The organism is Mesorhizobium sp. M5C.F.Cr.IN.023.01.1.1 (assembly GCF_003997585.1).
GTDB classification, from domain to species: Bacteria; Pseudomonadota; Alphaproteobacteria; order Rhizobiales; family Rhizobiaceae; genus Mesorhizobium; species Mesorhizobium wenxiniae.
The window spans coordinates 1-25,965 of record NZ_RZSU01000001.1; the positions used below are offsets into that span (position 1 = coordinate 1).

20 protein-coding genes and 2 pseudogenes are annotated in these 25,965 nt (G+C 57.1%); 16 read left to right on the forward strand and 6 right to left on the reverse strand.

Annotation, left to right across the window (positions count from 1 at the left end; genetic code table 11):
• From EOA78_RS36685 to EOA78_RS00040, 6 genes and pseudogenes are all read left to right on the forward strand, one after another.
• Window positions 1-127: pseudogene (locus EOA78_RS36685) on the forward strand (LysR family transcriptional regulator); the annotation flags it as partial.
• 203 nt (window positions 128-330) lie between these two features.
• On the forward strand, window positions 331-1,764 hold the full coding sequence (locus tag EOA78_RS00010) for an NAD-dependent succinate-semialdehyde dehydrogenase (RefSeq protein WP_127313398.1): 1,434 nt from the start codon (window positions 331-333) through the stop codon (window positions 1,762-1,764).
• Window positions 1,765-1,770: 6 nt separating this feature from the next.
• A complete protein-coding gene (locus EOA78_RS00015; RefSeq protein WP_127313399.1) occupies window positions 1,771-3,315 on the forward strand; it encodes a fumarate hydratase in 1,545 nt (514 codons plus the stop codon).
• Between the two features lie 226 nt (window positions 3,316-3,541).
• The gene (locus EOA78_RS00020) at window positions 3,542-4,039 is read left to right on the forward strand and encodes an Lrp/AsnC family transcriptional regulator (RefSeq protein WP_126057720.1); all 498 of its coding nucleotides are present in this window, start codon (window positions 3,542-3,544) and stop codon (window positions 4,037-4,039) included.
• A 157-nt stretch (window positions 4,040-4,196) separates the two neighbouring features.
• Window positions 4,197-5,603: an aminotransferase gene (locus EOA78_RS00025; RefSeq protein ID WP_127313400.1), complete on the forward strand. Its 1,407-nt coding sequence runs from the start codon at window positions 4,197-4,199 to the stop codon at window positions 5,601-5,603.
• A gap of 1,639 nt (window positions 5,604-7,242) precedes the next feature.
• The gene (locus EOA78_RS00040) at window positions 7,243-7,545 is read left to right on the forward strand and encodes an autoinducer binding domain-containing protein (protein WP_245459154.1); all 303 of its coding nucleotides are present in this window, start codon (window positions 7,243-7,245) and stop codon (window positions 7,543-7,545) included.
• Window positions 7,546-8,257: 712 nt separating this feature from the next.
• Here the strand turns inward: EOA78_RS00040 and EOA78_RS00050 are convergent.
• Window positions 8,258-8,539, reverse strand: a complete 282-nt coding sequence (locus EOA78_RS00050; protein ID WP_091597932.1) for a DUF2285 domain-containing protein — start codon at window positions 8,537-8,539, stop codon at window positions 8,258-8,260.
• Between the two features lie 116 nt (window positions 8,540-8,655).
• Here EOA78_RS00050 and EOA78_RS00055 point away from each other — a divergent pair, with 116 nt between their 5' ends.
• The 6 genes from EOA78_RS00055 to EOA78_RS00080 all read left to right on the forward strand — a co-directional run bounded on the left by EOA78_RS00055 (window position 8,656) and on the right by EOA78_RS00080 (window position 16,167).
• The gene (locus EOA78_RS00055) at window positions 8,656-8,889 is read left to right on the forward strand and encodes a helix-turn-helix transcriptional regulator (RefSeq protein WP_127313402.1); all 234 of its coding nucleotides are present in this window, start codon (window positions 8,656-8,658) and stop codon (window positions 8,887-8,889) included.
• Window positions 8,890-10,249: 1,360 nt separating this feature from the next.
• A complete protein-coding gene (locus EOA78_RS00060) occupies window positions 10,250-11,161 on the forward strand; it encodes a hypothetical protein (RefSeq protein WP_127313403.1) in 912 nt (303 codons plus the stop codon).
• Entirely contained in the window at window positions 11,158-11,625 is a 468-nt protein-coding gene (locus EOA78_RS00065; protein ID WP_091597927.1) for a hypothetical protein, read from the forward strand. Before EOA78_RS00060 ends, EOA78_RS00065 begins: the two co-directional genes overlap by 4 nt.
• Window positions 11,626-13,626 (forward strand): hypothetical protein, encoded by a 2,001-nt coding sequence (locus EOA78_RS00070; protein WP_091597924.1) that lies wholly within the window; start codon window positions 11,626-11,628, stop codon window positions 13,624-13,626.
• A gap of 1,283 nt (window positions 13,627-14,909) precedes the next feature.
• Window positions 14,910-15,329, forward strand: coding sequence for an SET domain-containing protein-lysine N-methyltransferase (locus tag EOA78_RS00075; protein ID WP_091597921.1), 420 nt, complete (start codon window positions 14,910-14,912; stop codon window positions 15,327-15,329).
• A 100-nt stretch (window positions 15,330-15,429) separates the two neighbouring features.
• Window positions 15,430-16,167: a class I SAM-dependent methyltransferase gene (locus tag EOA78_RS00080; protein ID WP_091598019.1), complete on the forward strand. Its 738-nt coding sequence runs from the start codon at window positions 15,430-15,432 to the stop codon at window positions 16,165-16,167.
• 754 nt (window positions 16,168-16,921) lie between these two features.
• On the opposite strand, the gene EOA78_RS00085 is transcribed toward EOA78_RS00080, so the two are convergent.
• Together EOA78_RS00085 and EOA78_RS35740 are read right to left on the reverse strand one after the other, a co-directional pair.
• The gene (locus EOA78_RS00085; protein WP_127313476.1) at window positions 16,922-19,366 is read right to left on the reverse strand and encodes an FAD-dependent oxidoreductase; all 2,445 of its coding nucleotides are present in this window, start codon (window positions 19,364-19,366) and stop codon (window positions 16,922-16,924) included.
• A 157-nt stretch (window positions 19,367-19,523) separates the two neighbouring features.
• Window positions 19,524-19,934 carry a hypothetical protein gene (locus EOA78_RS35740; protein WP_091597915.1) on the reverse strand — a complete coding sequence of 137 codons (411 nt, stop codon included), beginning with the start codon at window positions 19,932-19,934 and terminating at the stop codon, window positions 19,524-19,526.
• Window positions 19,935-20,089: 155 nt separating this feature from the next.
• Here EOA78_RS35740 and EOA78_RS36695 point away from each other — a divergent pair.
• Together EOA78_RS36695 and EOA78_RS00090 are read left to right on the forward strand one after the other, a co-directional pair.
• A pseudogene (locus EOA78_RS36695) lies at window positions 20,090-20,530 on the forward strand (IS481 family transposase); the annotation flags it as partial.
• 993 nt (window positions 20,531-21,523) lie between these two features.
• Window positions 21,524-22,261: a LuxR family transcriptional regulator gene (locus EOA78_RS00090; RefSeq protein ID WP_127313477.1), complete on the forward strand. Its 738-nt coding sequence runs from the start codon at window positions 21,524-21,526 to the stop codon at window positions 22,259-22,261.
• Window positions 22,262-22,807: 546 nt separating this feature from the next.
• Here the strand turns inward: EOA78_RS00090 and EOA78_RS00095 are convergent.
• Complete coding sequence (locus EOA78_RS00095) at window positions 22,808-23,089, reverse strand: DUF2285 domain-containing protein (RefSeq protein ID WP_051695304.1); 282 nt, start codon at window positions 23,087-23,089, stop codon at window positions 22,808-22,810.
• Between the two features lie 116 nt (window positions 23,090-23,205).
• On the opposite strand from EOA78_RS00095, the gene EOA78_RS00100 reads away from it, so the two are divergent.
• Window positions 23,206-23,439, forward strand: coding sequence for a helix-turn-helix transcriptional regulator (locus EOA78_RS00100; protein ID WP_091597910.1), 234 nt, complete (start codon window positions 23,206-23,208; stop codon window positions 23,437-23,439).
• Between the two features lie 478 nt (window positions 23,440-23,917).
• Here EOA78_RS00100 and EOA78_RS00105 read toward each other — a convergent pair whose 3' ends face one another.
• The gene (locus EOA78_RS00105; RefSeq protein ID WP_029354712.1) at window positions 23,918-24,184 is read right to left on the reverse strand and encodes a DUF2285 domain-containing protein; all 267 of its coding nucleotides are present in this window, start codon (window positions 24,182-24,184) and stop codon (window positions 23,918-23,920) included.
• A 109-nt stretch (window positions 24,185-24,293) separates the two neighbouring features.
• Between EOA78_RS00105 and EOA78_RS00110 the strand changes: the two genes are divergently transcribed.
• Complete coding sequence (locus EOA78_RS00110; RefSeq protein WP_029354714.1) at window positions 24,294-24,512, forward strand: helix-turn-helix transcriptional regulator; 219 nt, start codon at window positions 24,294-24,296, stop codon at window positions 24,510-24,512.
• A gap of 740 nt (window positions 24,513-25,252) precedes the next feature.
• Here the strand turns inward: EOA78_RS00110 and EOA78_RS00115 are convergent.
• On the reverse strand, window positions 25,253-25,951 hold the full coding sequence (locus tag EOA78_RS00115) for an OmpW family protein (RefSeq protein WP_127313478.1): 699 nt from the start codon (window positions 25,949-25,951) through the stop codon (window positions 25,253-25,255).
• Window positions 25,952-25,965: the final 14 nt, after the last annotated feature.

Sequence of the window (25,965 nt, forward strand, 5' to 3'; positions counted from 1 at the left end):
CCTTGCCGTTAACCCGAAAGATGAGCGCTCTCCAGCCGTCTCTGCCATCCGCAACCTGATCCCCAGGGTCGTCAGGACATTGATCGAGAGCGGACACTGGTCAGCCATGGCTCCGGAACGGGTTTAGGCCATCCTTCAAACCAAGCTCTTCCGCTGCTATCGCCGCGCTCCTTGGCGGTTGCCTGGGCGATATCCATCTGTATTCGAGATGGTTTTGCTCGACATTCCATATTTGACCGGGCGGGACCATCGCGATGAAACTGAAGGAAGCGAGCCTATGGTCGGGATATCGGCTGGTATCGCACTGAATTCAGCCAAGCGGAGCACGCTATGTCCCACGCCACGAGCTATGAGCTCTTTATCAACGGCAAATGGCGAGCCGCTAACAACAGAGCCACGTTGCCCGTTATTAACCCGGCGACGGAGAAGGTATTTGGCTCGGTGGCCTCGGCGACGGTCTCGGATCTGGATGAGGCCCTCGCTTCGGCCGAGCGCAGCCGCAAGGCCTGGTCCTCGCGGCCTGTAAAAGAGCGCGGCGAGATCCTTGTGGCAGCCGCCAGGATCCTTGCCACAAAGGCAGGAGACGCAGCAAAGGATCTATCGGCTGAACAGGGAAAGACGATTGCAGAGGCGACCGGTGAGTACGCGCGCGCTGTCGAAACGCTGGAGTGGAACGGCACCCACGCCGAAAAGCTGTCGGCCCCGATTCCGTTGGGCCGTAACAGGATGATCGTCCCGGAGCCCCTCGGTGTCGTTGCTGCCTTCACGCCTTGGAACTATCCCGCCGTTCTCATCGCCCGCAAGCTCGCCCCTGCGCTGGCAGCAGGCTGTCCGGTCATTCTTAAAGGTGCGGAAGAGACGCCGAGCGCCGCCGTTCATATCGTAGAAGCCTTGCGCCATGCGGGTGTCCCGGACGGCGTGGTCAATCTCGTTTTCGGTGTACCGGTGCATATTTCCCGCCATCTCCTCAGTTCCTCAATCGTGAAGGTCTTGACTTTCACGGGCTCCACGGCAGTCGGAAAACAGCTGGCCTCGCTCGCCGCGAATAATTTGCAGCGCTGCGTCCTTGAACTCGGTGGACACTCCCCCGTCGTTGTGTGCGCGGATGCGGACCTAGCACAGGCGGTCCCCGCCATATCGGAATACAAGTTCGAATGCGCGGGCCAGAGCTGCAACGCGCCGAGCAGGATTCTCGTCGCGCGGAATCTCTATCAGGAATTCCTATCCCGAATGACGGAAGCCGCCCGTAAAATCAAGATCGGTCCACCGGACGACCCGGCGACCGAGATGGGCCCCATGGCGAACGCGCGGCGAATTGAAGCCATGCAGCGTCTGATCCAGGATGCGGTCGATCGCGGCGCCCGCATTGAGACTGGTGGCACCCGCCTCGACCTGCCCGGTTTTTACTGGCCGCCAACCATCCTGACAGGGGTGCCAAAAGATGCCAAAGTGCTTCATGACGAGCCGTTCGGACCGATCCTCATCGTGGCGCCGTTCGACACGATGGAGGAGGCGATCGAAGAAGCTAACGCCACTGAGTATGGCTTGGCCGCCTACTTCTTCACCGACGCCGCCAATGCGAAACGGGCGCTGATCGATGGTCTTTCGGCGGGCGCTGTCAGCGTGAATTACCTGAAGGGGGTTTCGGCAGATGCGCCGTATGGAGGCATTAAACAGAGCGGCTATGGATACGAAGGGGGTGAGCAAGGGGTGCGGAGCTTCCAAAGCCTGAAAATGGTTAATGGCCTCGGCTCATTTGGATGAGATCCGGTGGGAAATAGATCGCGGATCATCGCTGGCAAGGACATCACAAGGAGCGTTGCAGACGCTCTTCAGTATATCTCATACTACCATCCTCCAGATTATGTCCGGTCTCTTTCGCAGGCATATGCGCGCGAACAGAGCCCGTCGGCGAAGAATGCTATCGGGCAGATTTTGCTGAACTCGCGCATGGCGGGCTTCGGACGGCGCCCGATCTGCCAGGACACCGGTCTTGTGGTGGTCTTTGCAAAGGTCGGCATGGGGGTCCGCATTAAATCAGCGGCGAGTTTCGCCGACCTCGTGAATAGGGGCGTTCGCCAAGCATATCTCGACCCGGACAATCCCCTCCGACCATCGATCGTCTCGGATCCGCTTGGCCGACGGGTGAACACTCGTGACAACACGCCGGCAGTCGTCCACGTGGACCTCGTGCCTGGTAACCAGATTGAAATCACCATCGCAGCCAAAGGGGGCGGGTCCGAAAACAAGGCGCGTTTCACCACCCTTAATCCCAGCGCGTCCGTTGCCGACTGGGTGGTTGACACCGTTTCGACCCTTGGCAGCGGATGGTGCCCACCCGGCCTTATCTCGGTCGGCATCGGCGGCAGCGCTGAAAAGGCCATGCTGCTGGCCAAGGAGGCCATGAACGAACCCATCGATATGTTGGAACTGACAGCCAAAGGGCCATCAAGCGCGGAGGAGGCACTACGGATTGAGCTTTATGAGCGAATCAATGGGCTTGGCATCGGCGCTCAGGGCCTGGGCGGCCTGACAACAGTCGTGGACGTCAAGGTTGCAACCTATCCTACGCACGCCGCGTCGAAGCCAGTCGCGCTCATTCCACAATGCGCCGCCAACCGGCACCTGACGTTTACATTGGACGGCACAGGGCCGGTCCAGCTCCAGCCGCCTGACCTTTCTGAATGGCCACAGATCGGAAATGAAGAATTGCACACTGCTGAGGTCAGGCGGGTCAACCTCGATGCGCTCACAAAGGAAGAGACGGCATCATGGCGTTGCGGGGAAACCCTTCTTCTGTCCGGAAAGATGCTGACCGGCCGGGACACCGCCCACAAGCGAATGGTCGATTTGATCGATGCCGGCGAGCAGCTTCCCGTAGATCTGCGGGGTCGCGTGATCTACTACGTCGGACCCGTCCGCGCGGTGAGGGATGAGGTTGTCGGGCCGGCTGGCCCAACAACCTCGAGCCGAATGGACAGTTTTACTGAAAAGATGCTCGCCGAGACGGGGACATATGCGATGGTCGGCAAGGCCGAGAGGGGCCCGGCGGCCATCGAGTCAATTGTGAGACACAGAACGCCCTATCTCATCGCAGTGGGTGGTGCTGCGTACCTGATTTCAAAATCGATCAAGACCGCGCGGATCGTGGCCTTTGAAGACCTGGGCATGGAAGCCATCTATGAATTCGAGGTGCAGGACATGCCAGTCATCATGGCTGTCGATGTTGAAGGAAACTCTATTCATAATTCCGGGCCAATCGAGTGGCGTAAGCGCATGGCCGCCGATACGATCGCCCGCAACATCGGCGTTTGATTATTCCCGTTAGGCCAATTAGTCCTGTGTCGGCTACGCAGAGACTATCAAAGGACAGTGAGAAGCGTTGTCTTTGTATCGGGCAAGCTGTGCGCATGGGCTTATGCCTACACCAGCATCGCCTGCGACGAAGGCAACGCTGGGCTGGCACGACCGGACCATGGATGCAATTGGCGGCAGACCCTAGGCAGACTAAACGTAAAGCCATACTCAGCCCGGCAATCCCATGAAGTCGAAACTCAACACAGTTCGCCTGGACGCTTGGGACCTTCGGATCCTCGCGGAGCTTCAGACAGACGGTCGGATATCGAAGAGCGAACTGGCGAAGCGCGTTCACCTCTCCGCGTCGGCTTGCTCGGAGCGGCTCCGCATACTCGAAACAGCAGGGATTATCGAAGGCTATTGCGCGCGGCTGAGTCCATCCCTCACCGGGGGCGTGATTTTCGTGATGGTGGAGGTCGTGCTGGATCGTCACCGCCTCGAAGACCAAAGACACTTTGAGACGGCAATTCAAGGCATCTCCGAAATTTTGGACTGCTGGGCGATCGGGGGCCGGGTAGATTACCTGATGCGCGTTGCAGCTCCTTCTATGGCTGCCTACCAGGAATTCATGGAGGGTTTGCTACAGGTTGGACTCGGGATCGATCAATATTACAGCCTCATAGTGACGAAATCCGTAAAATCCAATTCGCCCATTCCCTTGTCCGCGCCAAGACAACGCTGAGTTGTCCGTGTTTTCCACGGAGATTGACGCAACTTCCGTGATTTCATCGGCCGCGGACGTACATTGCCGTGGAACGTGAAGTGTGTCCGTCGGTATAGTAGCTCTCGACGAGCGGGGACTGAGTGTTCTCCGCCGGGCAATAAACGGGAGAGCGACAATGAGCCTGACCAATCTGGGAACCAAGCAAGTCCAAGAAAAGGATCGGACCTTCGTCTTTCATCCGTCCACGCACTTGGCAAAACACAGCCGCGGCGAGACACCAAACCGGATCATGGCCGGAGCGGAAGGTGTCTACATTTGGGATACTGAAGGCCGAAAGAGCCTCGACGGTTTTGGTGGGCTCTACTGCGTCAACATGGGATATGGATGCACAGAGATCGCTGACGCCATAGCCAAGCAAGCGCACGAGCTACCGTTCGCTCATGTCTATGCCAGCCAAGGCACGGAGCCCGTTGCCCGCTTAGCGGAGGCCGTGGTCGAATATTTCGGGCAGAACATGCAAAGAGTTTATTTTGGCCTTTCCGGTTCCGACGCTAACGAGACCAATATCAAGCTCGTCTGGTATTATAACAACGTTCTCGGGCGCCCCGAAAAGAAGAAGATCATCTCGCGACATCGCGGTTATCACGGTTCCGGCCTGGTCACTGGAAGTTTGACCGGTCTTCCGTTCTTCCATAAGTTTTTCGACCTGCCTTTGAATCTGGTACGCCACACAACGACCCCACATTACTATCGGCAGGCGCATGAGGGCGAAACCGAAGAAGCCTTTTCCAAACGCTGCGCCGACGAACTCGAGGCCCTTGTTCTTGCCGAGGGCCCGGAAACTGTTGCGGCCTTTATCGGAGAACCGGCACTTGGGACTGGCGGCATCGTTCCGCCCCCAAGGGGGTACTGGGCGGCTATTCAAGAGGTGCTGGATAGGCACGATATCCTGCTGATCGCCGATGAAGTCGTTTGTGGCTTCGCGCGAACCGGCGAGAAATTCGGCTCGCACCTCTATGGGATGCGCCCGGATTTCGTCACCATCGCCAAGGGCGTTAGTTCCGCCTACCTCCCAATTTCCGGGTCAATTATTGGCGACCGCGTCTGGTCTGTCCTGGAAGAAGGAACCGAGAAGAATGGACCTCTCGGCCATGGCTGGACATATTCAGGGCATACGCTTTGCGCGGCGGCCGCACTTGCCAACATTCAAGTACTTAAGGAAAGAAAGATCCTGGAGCATGTCCAGGATGTCGGGCCGTATTGGCTTTCCCGCATGAAAGCCGAATTGGAGGGACATCCCATTGTCGGCGAAGTTCGCGGCGTTGGAATCCTGTCAGCAGTAGAGCTGATGCGGGATCCCAAGGCGCGCGTACCGTTTGAGCCCGAGCTGCAGGTCGGCGCGCGTGCCGCCGCTGCTCTGCTTGAAAACGGTGTCATCGGCCGCGCCATGCCGCATGGCGATATCCTCGGCTTTGCACCGCCACTGATCATCACCCGGGCCGAAATCGACATCATCGTCGATGCGACGGCGAAGTCAGTTGACACGACGTACCGCGCCTTGAAGGCGGAAGGCGCCGTATAATCTTCGTGAGCGCCAAACGACTTGTTTGCTGCTGTCGTCCGGTCCTCCCATTTGACCGCTGGCGTTGCGCGGCGAGCCCTGCCGGTGTACCTCCCCGCCGGCAGGGCGTATTTCTGAGACGTTGCAGGTCCACCACATCGCGCCAGTGAATGGATGCTGAGAAGAACAATTATGCTTCGTAAGAAACGCTTATGATGCCGAGCACCCGGACTTGCTTCCACCCCTAAGCAAGTTGCCGAAGACCCAGTGAAGGTTCTGACAAGGGCAGACATGCAATCTGTCTTCGAAAGATTTTTTGGAACAGCTTTCGGATGGCGACGATGAGGTCGATTTCCACAGCGCCTTGGCCTATGTGACCTCACGACTCGACCTACTCGCCTTAACGTGTTGAGAGCTCATTAACTGCTCCTCCGCGGTATCGACGGTTCCGTCGATGGTTGCGTGCGCCTCCTGCCCTCCACAGGGCCGACTATGCTTTGCGACATTTTCCGGCTGTTGGAAGGAAAGACGGCGCTGAGCATCCGAACATATTGGAAAGCAGCCGCTTCGCGCTCGACATTGCTTTGTCGCAGCGCGGCTAACACAACCCAGAAAGTCAGAGAGACGCGGTTTTTCTGCATCAGCCGAATATGGTTTGCAGCAAAACAGCCGGTGACGGCTGATATCGTAAGCATGCACAAAGACCCCACCATTCGTCCCGAATACTCAGGAGAACTACGTGCCTGAAGTCAAACTGTTTAAGCCCACGGACGTCGAGCAAAACTACAACCACAGGGGTACGTCGTGGCATGAGTTTGTCAACGAGAAAGACGACTCACCTCTAGCTTCAGGCATCACGTATCTTCGAGATTCTGACTTCGAGTGGACACTATGGTATGACGAGATGATATGCATTGATCCAGGGCAACTGCTCGAGGTGACAGTGGATGGTCGTGCGTATTCTCGGGCAAGAGGAGAATGCATAGGCTCCCCAACGGTACCGTCGCCAGGTATCGGTCCACCGGCCTTGCTTTGATGTACTATGCAATTTCTCCGTCCGACTGAAGAAACGATACCCGGTATGCCCGGTATGCCCAATCTCGCTAAGATATGCCACGATCTGAGTTCCGTGACCCGTCTGCTCGTGACCCGTATAGCTAGCGTGTCCCGCCGATTGGAGAAATTTGGATCATGACGACGTACCCGCTGGTGCTGAGGCGAGCTGCCGCAAGGGGGCCCGCACAGCGATACCCCCGGCTTTGCCCCGCCACTGATCATCGCCAGGAATACGAAGTCGACATAATCGTCGACGCGACGGCGAAGTCAGTTGACACAAGGTACCCCGCTTCGAAGGCGGAAGGGCCGTATAATCTTCGTGAGCGCCAAACGACTTTGTTTTGCCGCTGTCGTCCGGTCCTCCCATTGACCGCTGGCGTTACGCGGCAAGCCCTGCCGGCGCACCTCCCCGCCGGCAGGGCGTATTTCTGAGACGTAGCAGGTCCACCATCGCGCCAGTGAATGAATATTGAGACGAATAACCATGCTCCGCAAGGCACGCTTATGATGCCGAGGACCCGGGCTTGTTTCCACCCCCAAGCAAGTGGCCGGAGACCCAGTGAAGGTTCTGACACGCAGACATGCAATCTGTCTTCGAAGGTTTTTGGAACAGCTTTCGGAAGGCGTCGATGAGGTCGATTTCCACAGCGCCTTGGCCGATGTGAGCTCACAACCCGACCTGCTCGCCTTCGCCTATCTCTCGCTACCGCCGCGGCCAGGTGACAAGCCCAGGCTGATCTCCAACTATCCGGCGCCCTGGACAGCGCGCTATCTCGAGCACCAGTACCAGAGCATCGACCCCGTCATCGTGCGTGCCCGCGTCGGCGGATGCCCCTTCCAGATGCCGATGGACTGGCAGGATCGCTGCTCCTATGACTTCACCGCTCATTTGACGTCGAGTGGCTAGGCCTGGGAGTTCTTGCGTCGCAAACCGGCATTCCGACGCTTTCTGCTCGCTGCGCTCCAGGAGGCCAATACACTGTCTCGCGGAGCCCTTGTCGACGTGATCGCCTCTCCGCGATCTCTCGCGCTAATTAGGAGTTTTGTTTCGCCCGCTCGCAGTGCGGTCGTTCTGGTGTGCGTCGGTGCGCCCATGTATTGTCGGTCGTCGCGAAACAGACGTCCGCGTCGCCAACTCCCTTCGAAATGAGGTCATTGTCATGTCGGACGACAGTCCTGCTGGGAACCGGCCAGTGTCAGCACGTCCCTCTCCGCAAAGCTGGGCACACCATCCAGCTCGCATTTACCCGGCGGACATCCTGCGGCCGCTTGCCTGCGTGCTGAGGCGATCTGGCCCGCAGCACTTTCGAAGCATCGCTTCGCGGCGCTCGAATGGGTCAATGCCCTTTGTCTCGATGGAGAACTGCCCGCCGCTTGTTTCCCTCAAAAATTTGCAGCCCGGTTGCCATTCGTTCTTCGGGCCCTCGACGGGTCGCTCGCGTCCACCGCGAGATTGTTGAGGCGCTGATCGACGAAGGGCTCATCGAGGCCAATTTGAGGGATCCTGGCGGTCATCTGCGCGATCGCGCCAGCCGCGCCGTCTCTCGTAGTCACGCGCTGATGAATAGCGGGTACCGAGATTTCCTCGTCTAAAAAGGCGTCGCAACCCGCGCTGTAATTCAGCCGGCGAACAGTTGCTTGCAACCGGTTGTCACCATCCAATTCGCGCGATCGATATGGCTGCGAACAGCCTTGCGGGCACGGATCGGTTCAAGGGCCGGGTCGATGCCGAGAATGAGTTCGGCCATTTCCTCTACGCTGGCATTATCGACGCAGGCGTCGAGGATGCGCAGGTAAATGGTGCGATGTTGCCTGTCGTAGCCCGTGATGCTGTCTGACCAGGGGACTTCGTCGCGCAGTGTTGAGCTTTGAGTCCCATCTGTTCCCGTTGATCGATTCATGTCTGCCGTGAACCTCGCATGTTAATCGCTGGATTCAAGGCAAAATATCCCAAAATGGGATAATCCGAAACCGACATTAGTGGCTGAGCCGGTCTTCACCTGACCGGTTCGCCTACATGCCCAAATCTCTTCGATCTCCCCGCCACCAGCGGTTTCTGGCCCAGCTGACATCGCTGCGCAATGCAAAAGGCATGGCCCAGGAGCAGGTGGCCGAGAAGCTTGGCCGGCCGCAATCCTTCGTGGCCAAGTATGAGGGTGGAGAGCGGCGTCTCGATGTCATTGAGTTTCTCGACGTAACCGCGGCCCTTGACGCTGACCCGTGCGAGATCCTGTTGAGCCTACGATCATAGCTGGCGCCGGCGGGATCGCGAAGCGCACCGGCTGCCGCGGAGCGCCGGCTCTTCTTCGGCAAGCTCATGCGTCTCAGGCATCCAGCGCGCCGCTGACGGGCGGCAGCCTTTCGGCTATTGAACGACGTGGCGCCTGACCGACCATTCTTCGTGCGCTCGGATCACTAGCTGGAAGCATCCCGCCTTCGCTAAGGCGCTCTTCGGCGAACGGGGCGCGTCCAGTCCGACTTGAATTATCCTCGCGATTACGTGCGCGACGCATCCGCGTCTCTTGTGGCAGCGCGACTGCGTGGCCGCTCCGGGTCCTCTTCGTTCCGGTCTTTCGAATGTGGTCCGCCTTCTACGGCGGCCTTTCCGGTCGCTTTCGCCCACCCCGCGTCCGGGGGGAGGGCGCGATTGGCGAACGGAGGACCAGACAATGCGTGCAAACAACAAGTGTTCCGGCAGCCGAGAGGCTGGCGCCGCCGAGGGCGGGCGCTCAGGCGCTTGCCTCATCAGCAGGTCAAACCGCGTCATTGCCGAACTGGAGCACGGCACCGTTCCCGTGGGGGGCAAGACCATGCGAAGAATGTCGCTTGGCGGCCAACCCCAGGCTCTGTCTGAACGCCCATCTTGCGTCTAGATCGTTAGCATATGCAAACTGAATTTGACATAGGCTGCGCGGCCATCAATCCTCACGAACACCCCGCAGATAGGCGTCCCAACTTTGTAAAAGGGCTTGAACGCCTACGCCGCAAATGCGGTAGCAGCATGCAAGACTGAAATTTTGAGCGAGCTTATGATAGAACCTGAATTGCCTGCACCTCTCGACAACGTTCAGGCACTTCGAGGTGATGCGGTCGATCGAGCACACTCGAACTCACGGACGGTAGTACCTCGAGGGCCTCGCTTCCGATCCGCGCGAACTCCGGCCGGGATGAGGGTTTCGCCGGACCGGCCGACCACGTTTGAGCGCGGAGACAAGGCTGCCGACACGATGCGCTCACATTAATTGACATGAACAGCGGCACCTCCCGCTTCGAAGAGGCGCTGTTCACATCGACGGTCGTGGTGCTGCATCGCGGGCGTATTGTCTGTAAGCGTTGAGCCGCACCTGACACATACGTCCTGATCCGTCACGAAGTCTTACGCCGGCGCGATACGACGCGGACGTGAAGAGAGCTAGTCTTAGCCGTCCGCAGGAATGAGCAGACCGTATTCCGTTATTTGCAGAGGCCGTGTTGGCGGATTTACGAATCTTCTGGTACTCCGCGACGCATAGTCCGACGTTTGCAGCCTGACGTTGTGTTATGTCTTTGCTGTTTAGAGGACGACGTGCCTTCTACCGTCGCGGGAACAGTGCTGAATTCGGGGCGGTAAATTGAGTCTTTGGTATCTGGATTATAATGGGGATGCTTGGGAAGGCATTTGCAACGTTCTCCTCGGCACGAAATACGGGACGGATTATCAGCCCATCGGCGACAAGGGTGGCGATCTAGGATTGGACGGGCTCAATCTACGAGCCGGTACGGCATACCAGGCGTACGGGCAGGAGCCTGAAAACAAGGATCCAGTATCCGGCGTTCGCAAAAAGATCGGAACTGACCTCAAGAAGCTGCAACTGAACGAAAGCGAAATAGCCGCGATCATTGGTAGTAAGAAGCTTCGGAACTGGGCCCTGCTCCTTAACAAGGAAACTCCCCACAACGACCTGCATCGATACGCAAAGCAAAAAGAGACAGAGGTCAAATCGTGGGGCCTTTCCATCATAGATCCGGACTTTCAAGTATCCATTCAGACACCATCGTTTCTTGAGACGGAATGGCTGGAGTATCAAAAACGGCGCGACGACAGGATAGAAGTCACGGTTGAGGATCAGCCCGTCCCCGCGCTCGTCGTTTTGCGACAAAATGAAAATTTTAAGCTCGTCTATGAAAAGTTCCGTCTCATTACGGACAATGATGAGGAGGCTGAGCAACTTGCCTATTTCGAATTGAAAAACTTTCTGGAAAATTCGATTCAGCTCAGCGAAATCCAACGCCGAGAACCTGACTTCTTCAGCCAAATTGAGGAAATTCGTTCAGACATCGAAAATGATGCCGAGCAGGGCAGCATCGCGGTCGGCTCCTGGAACTCATTCTCCCACGTTAAAACGACGCTCGAGGCCCGTCTCAACGCTGTCGTAGGCAGCCGTCTCGGCACCAAGACGCTGAGCAGGATCAGGAAGTTTACGATTGCAGACTGGCTGGTTCGCTGCCCTTTGAGGTTTAAGAGGAAAAGGTCGCTGCAGTGAACCCTGCCGAAAAGATCGAAATCGAGTTCACCCAGCGACCCGTCGATGTGCCCGCCGACCTAAGGCTCTATCGGCGGCTAGCCATGGTCTGCATCTCCGTGTCGGAATGCTGCCGCGCCGGCTCCGCATCGTTCAAGCAGCTTCATTTTATCAATTCGCTATTCATAAACGAGGATTTCCGAGGTCCGTACATGGAGTTCAGATCGGTCAGATTTTCGCCAAGGATCCTTGCGCCGTCTGCCGACCCCTACCTGAACCGATGTGTGAACTATGCCATGGGAGCGGGTCTCCTCGATCAGAAGGACGTTCAGCGTGGCTTTAGGGTGGAACTGACCGATAAGGGAACGGACTTTGTGAAAAGCCTCAGGAGCCAACAACTGGCGCTGGACGTATTTGCACTGGCCAGGGAAGTAGGCAGGATCTCTGAGAACGAAGTTCAGACCGTCATGAGGGAGGGCATCTAAATGCATCTCAGATATAGTCGAGTACGCCTCGAGGCGAAGCTTTTCAACGGTAAGCTCGCCTCATGCGAGGTCGAACTTCGTCCCGGCGCAAACCTCATCCTGACGGACAGCAACACACAAGGCAAAAGCACGCTCGTCAACGCTCTCGCGGTCGGGCTAGGATTAGACGATCTCGTGAAAGGCAATGTTGCCGCTCTGGTAAAGGACACATTGAGGGGCGCACAAGGGGATCAAAGGATTGTCGAAGCGGCAATTCTCCTCGAGATTGCCAACGCTTCTAATGAACTCTTGACCATCCGTCGATCCGTCAAACCGGAATTGTCACGCGGGATGCTGGTTCGGCGCGGGCCGCTCAGCCAATGGAGCGAGGCCGGATTGGAGGAATATTATTTGGGGTCAGGATCTTACACGGACACTAGAGGTTTCCACCGTTTGCTCTCCGAGTTCATCGGCTTCCCGGAGGTTCAAGTTATCTCTCAAGACGACGGCGTGATGCGGCTTTATCTGGAATACATATTCTCCGCGATTTTCATCGAACAAAAGCGCGGATGGGCGGATATCATGGCGAACATGCCTTATTATCGGGTCCGTGATCCCAAGAAATCCACCATCGCCGAACTTCTGGGACTCGACTACATCAGGAACAATCTGCAACGGAATGCCCTTAGGCTGGACGAGCAACGGCTGAAGGCGCGCTACGACACCGGAATCGCCATTCTTAGACGTCACGTAAACGGCAGACAGTTTTCAATTAAGGGTATTCCCTCGGACATCGGCGTAGGTTCATTCAGCCCGCAGATATTCAGAGTGACGGAGGGAGAAAAACAGCAATCCCTGGCAGATTTGCTGTCAGCCGCTGAGGCAGATCTCGCCAGCAAAATCGCACTAGCCGATCTTACGCCTCCAGATCCTAGCCTGCAAAGTCGGATAGACGAGATCTCAAAAAGGATCACAGCGCTGGTCACCAGGAAGAGCGAGCTCGACAACGCGATAGCGGCCATTCGCGGCAACGTTCGTCGTTATCAGCAGCGTCTGGAGGTGCTCGCACGGGACCTGCAAAAGAACAAGGAGGAGCTGAAAATCCGCCGGTTGTTCAACCGGGACGAATGGGCGATCACAAGTGCGTGCCCGGTTTGCGAGCAGTCGATCGATGGCACGCTACTGTCGCAGATGCGCAGCTTTCCGACCATGTCAATCGATGAAAATGTCGAATACATTACCGACCAACGAAACCTCTTGCAGGACATCATTAGCGTCGAGATCGCCAGGCGTGAGCGTCACCAGGTCGAATCAGAGCAGCTTGGAAACGAAATCAGTATTGCTCTGACCCAGCAGTCGGAAATCCAAAAAAGCCTGGCTGGTGCAATTCCATCGGAACTAATGGCGCGTGCCCGCGACATCGCGCGAATAGAGAACGCGATAGGGAGCTATCGCGATCTGCTCGACCAGACTAGCAGCGAGCTTGCCGCTCTTCTGAACATTTGGAACGAGTATCTTGACGTTGCTGGAAAGCTTTCGAAACTGAGGAGTGACCTGAGCGCTGACGACCAAAGCCTTCTACGGCAATTCCAAAGAACGTTCAGAGATTATCTCGGGCGCCTAGGTTTCAATTCTTTCGAGATCGGCTCCATGGTGATCGATGAGGGCTCTTTCATGCCGAGAGTCATCGTAAACGATCGTGACCGGCGGGTTCGGGCCGATTTCGGGACCTCGGCTAGTGACTGGATCCGCATCATAACGGCCTTCGTGCTCGCCCTTCACGCCAGCCGTGATAACTCCCAGAAAAGCAACCATCCGAATCTGACTGTTTTCGACGAGCCTGCCCAGCAGAACATCGACCGACAAGATTACCTCAAGTTCTTCGATATCGTCGCAGACGTTTGCAGGAAGGGGGGGCAGGTTATCGTTGCCGCGACTGACAAGGATCACGCGGTTCGGGCGAGGGCACAAGGCCTTCACATGCACGTCATCGATTTCGGTTCAGAGTATATTCTGCGATAGAGCTTCATCGCCTCCTCGTGCCTTTTGCTAACGGCCCACAGTGCGCCAAGTATCATTCTGCGCAGTATCCGCATCACGAGGATTGCTGGCGCGGCGCTTCATCGACGAGGGGCTGCGGGCTACATCACTCCGAAACCGCAGTCGTTCAGCCGTTCATGGGGGAGCCCGGGAGCGGCTGCCATATTCTCGACGATACCGCGTATCTGTGCCGCAGTAGGGTTCGGCTCGGCTTGTGAGCAAAAGCCTACCGCCCCCGAGATGCAAGGGCTCGCCTAACCCGTGTCGTTCATCCAAGGGCTCGGCATCACCGCCTAGGTCATTGGCGGCAAGCATTTCGGTGCAGGCGACGTTTGGGGCCTTGCGGCGCGTGCGGGTCGCTGACTTGAGGTGATGTGAGCCCGGCGGCCCACCTCGTGAGGTTAGTCACCGAAATAACGCGCTGACCGGTGGCGAGCGGACTGACCGAAGACGTATCCACATTCTGACTTCGCCGAAAGAATGATACGGGCCATCCCCGAGGTCGGCACCGGATCGTTGCGCTCGACCCAGGCGTGAAAGATATCATCGCGAAACGAGGCTTTGGAGTCGAACCTCAGATCCCCGACATTACGCCGACGACTCAACAGGGGTGTGAATAGATCGAGATGTAGTTCGCTGTTGGCTGGTGATGAATCTCGTTGTAGATGCTGCATCGTGAGATCGGAAGCTGTAAGTCCCAAGGAACTCGCCTGGTTCGATCGGGCCGATCCTATCGCCGTTCGGGCCGGATGATAGAATGCCTGCCGTTCGTACCCAAGATCGTTCTCGTTTCCCAAGGCGTCTTTGATGCGCTCGCCGATCGGTTCCCATTCGAGTACGTGGTCCCGGCCTTGGAATGCGTGAACCGGGTTGGTTGGAGCGAAACGTAAGTCAACTAACGAACCCACGCATATTGGTAGGTATGACGAGGTTGAGAACTAGCTATGTTCTCTCACGGAGAACAAGTTGTGGAATGAGCCATTGAACCTCGTCCCCTAGAAGCGCTTTGCCGATCCCACCGATGCGCTCCTTAGTGGGGATGCCGGTTATCAGAGGACGCGAAGTGGCGAAAGTATACTTGGATTTGGTCGAGGCCTCAATGGCACCTCCGTGAGGAGGAGGTTTGGGGCGAGAACAGTGGGCCTCGTAGCTGAGCGCTCGGTCAACACGCCGCCGACTTTCGTTGAAGTAATTGCTGGTGAATCGCGTCCGGAAGCTCAACGCTGCCCATCAGCTCCAAACTCAGGATTAAGAAGGTACACACGATGGTCGATAGGGTTTTTGATCGCAGTAACGCTCTCTATGTGAAGACAGTGCCCGGAAAAGGGCGTGGTTTATTCGCCAATATTAATTTTAAGATTGGAGATTTAATTGAGCGAGCTCCAACGTGGGAATTTGACGATCGACAAGCAAATGTCATAGATCTCACAGGGGTACTTCAATATTACTTCGTTCGGGGCGACAAAAATCAAAAAATTGGTCCTTTGGCGCGCTATGTTGTTTTTGGACTCGCGTCGTTGGTAAATCATTCTGTGAACCCTAATTCAGAAACGGTTTGGGCTGATGAAGAATCCGGCGCATGGGCCAGCCTTGTAGCAATTAGAGACATAAAGGCGGACGAGGAAATAACACAAACATACACGAACATCTCTGATTATCCGAAGACTATTAAGTTCGTTGAATGATGTGCGACAGCCAGAACGAAGAGGTCATATTTGGCAAAACTCGGAAAAACATCCTTAATTTACTTGTAAAAAACAACGAAGGTTCAATGTGGAGAATAGCATGTCAGACATTTTTGCCTATGACGAGAGTAGGGCTTCCACATATGAAAAATTTACCAGCTTATTAGGGAAAGTTGCGGAGGCAGACGAAACTGCTGCCCTCCTCGAGCAACTTTCCAGAGGAGGAGGGGCTCTTGAGCTCGGTATTGGCAATGGGCGCGTAGCGGTGCCGTTGAGCGAGCGGGGAGTCAGGGTCGAAGGCATCGACAATTCAGAAAGCATGTTAAAACTTCTCGCCAAACGTACTGATGTGATCAAAGCCTGGAAGGGGGACATTTCCGATTTCAGCTCAGAACAACGCTACGATCTGGTCTATTGTGTTTATGGCACATTCACCCTGCTCTCCACGCGCGAAGAGCAAATAGCCTGCCTTCGATCGGCTGCGGAGGCGCTAACAGAGAAGGGGGTTGTGGTAATAGAAGTTCGTGTTCCACCCTTGGACGGTTTTGTCGGCGGCCAGAAAACTACTACGATGTACGTTGATCATGAGAATACCTTTGTCAATGCGGTACTCCATGACCCAGTAAACCAGAACTTGACTTCAACCATCCTCTGGTTTTCTGGTACATCCGTCAGACGTTTACCACAACGCGTTCGGTACGTTTATCACCAGGAGCTCGATACAATGGCCGAATGCGTTGGGCTGGAGCTGGCGGAGCGTTGGGGAGATTGGGCGAGGGGCGCGTTCACCAATGAATCCAAAGGTCACATCTCAGTTTACCGGCGAACCAGCTTGTAGTTGGTGACCTGCCTCTGAAGGTTCGTCTTAGTGAGAGCCTCGGCGGTCAGCCGATGTCAATCTTTGGGCCGCCCTTGGCCGGACGCTGCCTGGGGCCATACCTCAACCTTGGGCCGGTACTTGCGCCGACTCACGTTCAAAAATGGCGCTGGCCGCGCGGTAAAGACCGCCCTGGTCTAAGTCCCCGCCATGCCCAGCGGCTACACCTATAACGGTTTGATCGATCCGTCCGGCCTGGGCATCATCGAAGAGACCTGGCCAAGACCGACATGACGCCTACCCATGCTGGGCACCACGTGACCACTGGCTGGTCGACAAAACTGCCACGGGCACGCGGGCTAATTCATTCTGCTGTCTCAGTTGCCTCCTTTCTGTCACAGGGCCCGCGATTGCTGCTCAAAGCTCATCCCTCGCAAAGCCCTTATCTGGCGGCCTCATGTCGCCCCGAGACGACCGCGCTCTCGGTAAACGATACCTCTTGGCAACTTGGCGCCCGTTCGGCGAGTAGAAGAGTGACATTATAACAGTGCTTCTTGATCGCATTGAACGGGGAGGCCAGCATTTCGATTCGCCCGGAGATTACGCCCATCCCCTGCGTTCGCGCTCGAGCTGAATCCAGTCGAACACGTGGCATCCGCACCAATTGGCTCGTGAACCGCGCCTTCGAGGTCCAGAAGGCCGTTTATTAGGCGCGGCCTGCGAGCTTCGATACTTAGGATACGTTCGTGCATGCCGAACGGCTCCAATTGGTAAATCAAGCCCGCATCCGCTCGCCCTTCGGGTCATACATCGGTTTGAGGGAGACTTCCGCGGCAAAGCATTCGCCGGCGATCTCAATCTCGTATGAAGAGGAGAGCAGAGCTGCCTCGCTTTCGTCCTTGCACGGTACATACCCAAGGCCGATAGCTCCACCGAGCGTGTGCCCGTAGTCTCCGGAAGTGATTGTTCCGGCGATCCGACCGTCTCGGAAAACGACTTCGTTCTTATGAAGTAGAGGGGCAGGGTCTTTAAGGCGGAACTGAACCAACCGACGGTCGAGTCCCGCCTCAAGTTTTCTCAGCACCGCATCGCGGCCAATATATCCAGGCTTTGCCGTCTCGACAGCGAAGCCCAGCCCCGCTTCGAGCACGTGTTCCCCGCTGCCAACATCGTCGGGGAGGTGCCGACATGCCTTCTCCATGCGGCACGAGCCGAGGGCATGGAGCCCACACAGCTTGAGTCCGACATCGGCACCCGCCGCCTCGATTACTTCGAACACATGTGCGGCTTGGTCAGTCGAAATGTAGATCTCCCAGCCCAGCTCGCCGACAGAGGCCACTCTATGGGCCCGCGCCAGACCCATCCCGATCTCAATCTCCTGCCAGGTGCTGTAAGGGTTGTTCTCGTTGGAGAAGTCATTCGGACTCACTTTGCCGAGCAGTTCGCGCGATTTCGGTCCCATCACTGCCAGGATGCTTTCCGACGCCGACACATCGACGATAACAACGAACTCGTCGCCTAGATGCCGCCTAAGCCAACAGAGATTGGTTTGTAATGTGAGGGCTGACACGACCAGCAGGAAAGCAGTCTCCGTGAGACGACTCACGGTCAGATCGCTCTCGATCCCGCCTCGCTCGTTCAGCATTTGCGTATAGACGATCCGGCCAACCGGCACGTCGACATCATTGGAGCAAAGTCGCTGGAGGAACGTGGTAGCGTCTCGGCCCTCCACTCGGATTTTTCCGAATGAGGTTAAGTCGAAGATACCAACGCGTTCGCGTATCGCCAGGTGCTCTTCGCGCTGATTATCGAACCAGTTTTGGCGATACCAGGAGTATCGGTATTCACGCTCCTGGCCCTTCCTGGCAAACCAGTTGGCTCGCTCCCAGCCCACCATCTCACCGAACACCGCCCCACGTGCCTTGAGATGTTCATGAATTGGCGAGCGTCGAATGCCGCGTGCTGTTGTCATCTGACGAGCGGGGAAGTGGTCGCCAAACGAGAGTCCCACTACCTCCGAAACCCGCTCTCTCAAATACAAACGGTTTTTCTGTAAGGACTCCATCCGACGGATGTCCACGCCCGACAAGTCGAAGGGCGGCTCATCGTCATTCATCCACTGCGCCAGCGCTAAGCCCGCACCCCCTGAGGCAGCTATTCCTGTACTGTTGTAACCACATGCGACCCAATAGCCCCTAACACCAGGAGCTTCACCGAGGTGGTATTGGTCGTCCGGAGTGAAGCTTTCCGGGCCGTTGAAGAAAGTACGAATACCGGCTGTTGCCAGCATCGGAACTCGCTTGAGAGCCTTCTCAACAATGGGTTCGAAATGCGCAAAGTCCTCGGACAACTGATCGAAGCAGAAGCTTTCCGGGATGCCGTTCATCCCCCACGGCTTCGCCTTCGGTTCGACTGCCCCAAAGAGAATTTTCCCTGCATCCTCCTTGTAGTACGTATATTCGTCGAGAACTCGTAGGACCGGCAGTCGATTTAGCCCATCTATTGGCTCTGTAATCATGTAGAAATGTTCGCACGCATGCAATGGAACCGCGACGTCACTTCTGGCGCCGAATTCCCGTGCCCACATCCCCGCGCAGTTTACTACGTTATCTGTTTCAATTACCCCTCGCTCACCATCCTTCTCCCATGTCACGCCCGACACCCGTCCGTTCCTCGCCTGAACACCGGCTACCTTCACTCCCTCAAAGATTGCGGCGCCACGCTGGCGTGCGCCTTTGGCCAGCGCCATCGCGACGTTGCCTGGATCACATTGTCCATCATTAGGGAAATGAAGCGCAGCAGTGACATCAGACACATCGATATGAGGGTACATTCCCTCGAGTTCTCGCACAGAGATCTTTCGCGCCTCCACGCCGTAGGCGGGTGCGAGAGAGAGTTGCCTGTAGAGCTCGTGCTTGCGCTCTTGGGTAACTGCGATAGACAATGAGCCGACGCGGCGAAGTCCGGTTGCAATCCCTGTCTCTTCCTCCAGGCTCAAGTAGAGTTGCATTGAGTACTTGGTCAATTTCGTCATGTCGCTAGACCCGCGAAGCTCGCTGAGTAATCCGGCGGCGTGCCAGGTCGTGCCGCACGTAAGTTGCTTACGCTCGAGCAGGATCACGTCCGTCCATCCTAGCTTCACTAAGTGATATGCGACGGAGCACCCCGACACGCCCCCTCCGATTATGACGGCTCGTGCTTTGGAAGGCAGTGGCTTCATTTCCGATACCTCAACCCGGCAAAATTCTGGTGCGACTATCATTGTAAGCTCCTGTTCAGTTTCTTTTCGGCACCCTCGCCAGAGCCAGGGGGGCGCGCCGTCCAGTTGTTCGGGATGAATGGTGAGCCTGGCGAGACCACGAGGCCACCGCAGGTCGCTATCCCTTGTCGCCCTCGCGAAGAGTGCCCGGCCAGAGCCGCATGGCGGGCTGGCGGGCGACGGACCGCGGCCGTATGGCGCCAGGACCAGAATAGTCTTGGTCGGGCATGTAACGGCGGAAAGCACCTGTCCTGATCCGATGGCGCGCGCTTGGTCGGGCGAGCGCCATCGCAACTAAATTCTTTCCGATCCAAGTGCGGCTGTCTTCGGCGAATGAGTAGAACGGATTGCTCTGGAAGTTGCGTTTGTGGTCACGAACTTTCCGGTATCGTCTAGCCGTAGCCAAGCTCGGGACGTTCGACGTGCCGGCGTTACTCGATGCCGATTGGAAAGCAAACGCACCTTCTTGCGTCGGCTCGGGAACGCTCGGTGTCGCGGGGGCGAACGCATGTTCGGCGAACGTGATCATGGGATTGGTCCGTGCGGCGCGGCAGTGCTTTGGTAGATTGGGACAGCACGTGTCGTGCCAAATGAGAAAATCATTTCAGAACAATGAGTCGCTCTGACGGGATTTGTGTCTCATGTCCGACATCGTCACAGATCCGTGTGCAGACGATCGAGCGGCTGCGTCCCCAGCGCTGGACGGGGAAGCAGATCGCTGCCGAGGCGGGTGTCTCGCCGGCAATTGTCAGCCGCGTTCTACACCGGTTGGGCCTCAAGGAGCTGAGCGCCTTGGAACCCGAACCCGTTCGCCGCTATGAACGGGAGCATCGGGCAAACTCATTCATCCCGACCTCAACAAACTTGGCCGCATCGGCTAGTCTAGGTGGGGCATCGCATCACTAGACGGCGGACAGGCACGGTCAACCGGCATCTCGGCATTGGCTGGGAGTTCGTCCACGTCTGCATTGACGGCGCCTCTCGCGTCACCTTCGTGCAGGTCATGCCGGATGAGCGCAAGGCGAGCGCCGCTGCCTCCTGGAGGCCGCCGTCGCCTATTATGCCAAGCTGGGCATCCGGGTCGAGCCCGTGATAACCGACAGTGGCTCCTGCTACCGGTCAAAGGCTTTGCGGGCAGCCTGCAAACGTCTGGGTCTACGCATTGGGGGGGTAAAACGCCGATTCCCTGCGCGAATGGACGATGAATCGTGCAAATCGGTCCAGTGAAGCTGATATAAGCGAGCGATCTCCTTGGCTCAACCAACAAATTCCACCCAACCCGCCCACCATGTTCCGGATTTCGATCGCAAGCTGTAACCGAATCAGTTCTGCCGCCGCTGTCCTGTTGCCCAACGACCAGGACCTCTGTGCGGCGCGCCCTGCGGGTGTACCTCCCCGCCGGCAGGGCGCCCTTTTTGACCCACGTAATCAGAATCATTATGGCCCGTCCGGAATCGAGGGTCTAGTAAAGGTCATCTGCACGTTCCGATGCAGATTGAGCTTAGACTCGCCCTTTACATCATTGCAGCGGGCCACGGTCGCCGGTTCCAAAGCGCGGCAACGCCGAAGATATCTTCCTTCACATCACAAAGAGCAGAATAATCATTGCGGTGAATTTTATCACGTCAGGTATATAAAAGGACGATACTCACACGCCATCCCGTTCACAAGGAAAAGGCATTTTAACATTGTTGAGACGATTTGCCTATCAAAGAAAAGAAAGCATCGCAACACTTCGTTCCGGATCATGGCGCCCTGGGTGGGGGATGAGCGGCTATCCGAATTGTTATGCTAATGCCGACCAAAATTCCTGCAAAAGCTGGGTCAATGATGGCTTTTGGTCAGCGCAGGATGATTTCTCCTGATTTGGACGGTGCAGGGGCGGTCATGATTTAATGCATGGAGATTCTCTGATTGAGCTGTTGAAAGATCAAGAGGCGTCTGCCAGACGCCCATCGGGCGAGCCCAGCATGATTGGGATGACCGGCGAAGATCGAAAGTGTGGCAGCATTCTGGAGCCTGGTCAGCCCAGCGACGCCCGCGAAGTCAATCGCGTTTGTCGGGAAATACACGACGCAGCCGGAAGGCGTGCAGAAAGAGGAAGAATCGAGCGCGACGATGACGAGGGACCTGCCACTTGTTTTCGAGACATTCCTTGAAAGACTGTCACAGAGTATCGATGAGGCAGATTTCCGGGATGCCATGGCTGAGGCGGCCGGACGACTTGACCTAATCTCCTTTGCCTACCTCTCCTTGCCAGCACGGCCTTCCGGCAAACCGAGGCTAATTTCGAACTATCCACCCGGCTGGACCAGACAGTATCTGGAAAATCAGTATGAGAAACTCGATCCTGTGGTCTTGCGTGCTCGAAATGGCGGCTGCCCGTTTCACTGGGGATCGAATTTCGGGGGCGATAAAATGTCGCCGGCTCAACAGCAGCTATTCGATGAGGCGGCTCAATTCAGCATCTGCTGCGGTTTGACGATCCCGATTGTCGATCTCCGCGGCCGCATCGCTGCGGTTACTTTTGCCGCCGATGAGCCTCGTCCAGTATTTCTTCGGGTCGCTGAGCGGTACGAACAAGCTCTTCAGCTGATGGCGGCCTGCTTTCATCGTTGCGTTCGCCGCAAACTGCCGAGCGATCGAACAGTGGATGGGATTTCGCTGACATCCCGCGAATATGAGTGCCTGCGGTGGGCAGCGCGGGGTAATTCAGCCTGGGTGACCGGCCGCATCTTGGGCATCAAGTCACGCACGATCGCTTTTCATTTGGACAATGCCAAGAAGAAGCTAGGCGTGCGAACCCAAAATCAGGCTATAGCCCTTTTGGGGTCCGAAGGGTCCTCAATTCTCTGAGAAGCTTTTTGATCCGCTTGTGCTCGGGCCATTCGATCGCGCGGTTTGTATCGAGCGTTGACTGGATGCCGAGATCTTCTGTTCCGCCGGCTCGGTCAGGGCGATGCAGCCGTATTCTTCCAGTCCGCGCCGGTGATCTTAGTCTATCGGTGCTCGAGCGGGTGTTTCGTCGCTGACGAGCTAGTCGTGCGGTTATATAGTTTCCGACGATGGCCCGCTTGCATACCTGCCTGCCGGTAATCTCTAACCGTTGACTTAGGGCGATGGCTTTCGGTTATCCGGCTTGAAAGCGAAGAGGTGGACCATTCTGCGTCGAGCGCCGGCACGATATGCAGCGCTGCTCCGGGCTATTACCCATCCAGACAGAGCGGAACCTTCTATCACGTCAGACGCTCGGACAATTGCCAAAACCCGATTTCCTGGGAACTGAATTGTGCTCGCCACCGGGTCCATTTTGCCGGCGCGTCTGTGGTGCAGGTCCCGATCAGCCTGACCACTGGCTGCCACAGGAACTGCCTACTTGTATGACCGAGCACTGCGCATTTGTCAGCTGGCGAACAATTCCTTGTAGCCGCTCGTCACCATCCAGTTCGCACGGTCGAGATGACTACGAAGCGCCTTCCTGGCGCGCTCCGGTTCAAGTGCCGGATCAATGCCGAGGATCAGATGGGCCATTTCCTCTTCGGGCGCCTCATCGGCTGAGGCGTCCAGGAGCCTCATATAGGTGGTAAAGTGCGCCCTGTCGTAGGCGGTAAGACGGTCAGACCAAGGGACTTCGTCGAGCAGTGTTGAGCTTTGAGTCTTACCTGTTGCCGTTGATCGATTCATCTCTGCCGCGAACCTCGCATGTTGATCGCTGGATTCAAGGCAGAATATCCCAAGATGGGATAATCCGAAACGGGGATTAGTCGCTGAGCCGGTCTCTACCTGACCGGTTCACCTAAATGCCAAAATCTCTTCGATCTCCCCGCCACCAGCGGTTTCTGGCCCAGTTGATCTCACTGCGCAAGGTCAAAGGGCTGACGCAGGCGCAGGTGGCTGAGATGCTTGGTCGTCCGCAATCTTTTGTGGCGAAATATGAGGGTGGAGAGCGGCGTCTCGATATCATTGAGTTTCTCGACGTAACTGCGGCTCTCGACGCTGATCCGTGTGAGATTCTGTTGAGCCTGCGGACGTAGTGGGCGCCCGCGCCCATCACCGCGCGTGCCGGGTGCCGGTGGGTCGATCCCCGCTTTTCTTGGCTCAGGGCGTCTCGACCATTCCGCTGCACCTCCTAGCGCGTCGTTAGACTCTCGCAATTCTCTCTGTTGTGCCTTTCCCAGCAGGTGGCGCCGCATCCTTCTAGGCCCGCCGCGGCGTCCCGCAACCCTTAGCTAGCTGTGAGCTTTCAGTAGGTTGTCCATCCGGTCCTCCGGATGCGGTGCGGCTCAGACGGCGGGCCCGTTCCTGTCATGACTCGCCGCCGCACCGCTTCCTGGGAAGCAGCCATTGGCGAGCGGAGGACAAAACGATGAGACAGCGAAGCGCTGGGCCATCCGCGCCGACTGGAAGTCCTCGCGATCATCTTCGAGCGCATTCGCGCTGTGGTGATGCGTCGATGCATGGTGGTTACGCGACTTCGTTGCTTGAAGCGAAGCGACCGCACCGCCCATTTCGTCAACTGGCGAACAAATCCTTGTAGCCGCTCGTCACCACCCAGTTTGCACGGTCGAGATGACTGCGAAGAACGTTCCGTGCGCGCTCCGGTTCGCGTGCCGGATCAATGCCGAGGATCACATGGGCCATTTCCTCTTCAGTGGCGTTGTCGGCTGAGGCGTCCAGGAGCCTCATATAGGTTGTAAAGTGGTCCTTGTCGTAGGCTGTAATGCGGTCCGACCAGGGGACCTCGTCGGCAAACGGCGTGTTCGATTTGGGCTGTAACATCGCTAATTCTATCTCCGGCCAATGGACCCGCGAAGCCCTCTGCCTGCTAAATGTGGATTACATATTATAGTTGATAAACTCAAGCCGCCTGATCCGCTGGCTTGCGTGCATGGATATGCGCAAGTTGGTCGGACGGAATGTGCAGAGGATCAGGCAAAGGAAGCGTCTGACGCAGGAGCAGCTTGCGGAGATTTCCGGGTTCAGTCAGCAGTACATCAGCGGCTTGGAGAAAGGCCGAAGAAATCCGACAATTATCACGATCTATGAACTGGCATTGGCCCTCGGCGTCAGCCACATGGATCTGGTTCGGCCCGACAAACAGGCCTGATGCACCTGCCCTCCAAGTACCTGGCGGCCTGACGGCGCGCGCCGGGTGCTCGTGAACCCAATCCGCTTTTCTTAGGGCCCCCCGGCAGCCCCTGCCATTTGGCTCGCCTGGCACGGGCGCACCCTATTGGACAGTCGGCCGCTGCGGTTTTTGTCAGCCTTTCCTGGGGCGTGGGGGTTGGTCGGCATCCCCTTTTAGGCCCGCCGCGGCCTCCCGCAACCTTCGCTCTCGCTTCAGGTCCTTCTCTTCGTTACGGTCCTTCGGATGCGGTCCGCCGCTTTCAGCGGGCCTAATCGCTTTCTGCCGCCCACCCACGGGGACAGGCACGCGAGACTGGTATGGAGCGTTGCGGTTAGCGCGCGAACAGCAAAGGAACTGAAAAAACAGGCAACTGTCGCAGCATGGCTGAACCAGCCATCGTGTCGGCATCTAGGAGCCGCGTGTTCGCCTTGCGCTGACACGAAGCTCAGACATGACGTCCGGGAGACGATGCTGGCAAATGGTCTGGCTGAAGCATTCCACCCATAATACCAAAGCCCGTCCCGATCCAAAGCGCTTCTAAGCACTCCATCTCAGGCGCAAGGCCGGTTGGCCAGTGCACCTTCTTGGTCCGCCAGAAGAGAACCCCGCCCGAGAATAGCTTCATGAGGTCTTGCCCTGCAGTGTCGACCGTAAAAAAGGGCGCGCGAGGCGCCCTTCACTTTAAACCGGCAGTCGGGAAGCAGACTTCACTCTGATATTCAAAAGCGGTAGGTGACACCTGCGCCTATCAGCCAGGGATCGAGCTCCGCCTTCCCCGTCAGCTTCGCGCCGGCCACCGTGACGTCGAAGTCCGGCCTCAGGAAAAGCTTCTTCACGTCGAAGTTGACGCCCCAGTGCTCGTCCACCATGTAGTCGAAACCGACCTGCAGCGCCGTGCCGAACGTATTCTTCACCTTGAGAGCGTCGGCGCTGCCGGTGTCCTGGTTATAGAAAACCGTGTAGTTCACGCCGGCGCCGACATAGGGCTTGAACGCGCCGAAATCGGTAAAATGGTACTGCAACGTGAGCGTCGGCGGCAGCAGCCAAACTTTGCCGATGCTGCCCAACCCACCGATCGTCCCTTGGCCCGCGATGTTGGCATAGGTGGTACCGAGTATGAGTTCGGCGGCGATGTTGTCGGTGAAGAAATACGAGATATCGAGTTCCGGCGTCACCGTGTTCGAATAGGAAAGACCGGAGCCGGGAAGCGTATCAACGTAGCCCAGATCTTTCGTAACGACGCCCAACCCCCGCAGGCGGACCTGCCAAGGGCTTGGCGCTTCGGTGACCGAGGCTCCCGTCTCCGCCAGGACGGTCTCTGCTTGCGCAGGCTCCGCGGCGACGGCCTGCTGTCCCACGATGATCAGGGCCACCGCCGCTGCTATTGCCCGCGCTACGCCCATTCGCGTTCTCGCCATGATATTCACTCCTT